We start from the raw sequence: 685 nt of genomic DNA on the forward strand, positions 1-685 counted from the left end.
TCGCCCACGGGGATACAGTCCTGTTGAAGAAGATCGGCCGCCCGTCCACGGAAGACATTCGCCGCCTTTTCGCAGAGAGCCACCAGCACGCCAAAAAGATGGGCTTCACAAAAGCCGATCTTGCCCGCGCCATTCGCGAAACCCGCGCCAAACGATGAGGGTGGTCATCGACACCAATGTGGTTCTCTCCGGTGTCCTGTGGCACGGCACACCGGAGCGTGTTCTGAACCTTTGGTTGGGGGGCGACCTTAGGCTTTTGGTGTCGCTCCCCATTTTAGAAGAGTATCGTGAGATCTTCGGACGCTTTATTGACCCGAGGACTGAGCTTTTTTCTAAATGGGATCATCTTCTCTCCAACGCAAGCGAACTAGTGGACCCTCTTCCCATGGCCCCCGTCTGCCGCGATCCGAAGGACCAGATATTTCTCGAGGCGGCGGTGGGAGGGAAAGCCCAGTATTTGGTGTCAGGGGACAAGGACTTGCTTGATCTCAAGGACGTCCGGGGGATTCCAATCGTGGCCCCTGCCGTAATCCTCCGCCTTGCCCGTCACTAAAAACAAATAAAAACGAAGTTCCCCTGCGAACCCCTCATGCGCCGATGAATTGATGAAGGCCTCCGGAGCGCGCACAGTATCCCTCACGTAAAGTCTGAGTTAACCCCCAAACCCTTTGAATTGTTGACGTTC

Annotated in this window: 1 protein-coding gene; it reads left to right on the forward strand. The window is 55.6% G+C overall.

Annotation, left to right across the window (positions count from 1 at the left end; translation table 11 throughout):
• Positions 1-154 precede the first annotated feature (154 nt).
• Entirely contained in the window at positions 155-553 is a 399-nt protein-coding gene (locus JNK54_10780; protein ID MBL8024742.1) for a putative toxin-antitoxin system toxin component, PIN family, read from the forward strand.
• The last annotated feature ends 132 nt before the right edge of the window (positions 554-685 follow it).

The organism is Elusimicrobiota bacterium (assembly GCA_016788905.1).
Lineage (GTDB): Bacteria > Elusimicrobiota > Elusimicrobia > FEN-1173 > FEN-1173 > JADKHR01.

Excerpts from the sequence above, each read along its gene's own strand:
- JNK54_10780 (MBL8024742.1), top strand. The coding sequence starts at position 155 with ATGAGGGTGGTCATCGACACCAATGTGGTTCTCTCCGGTGTCCTGTGG.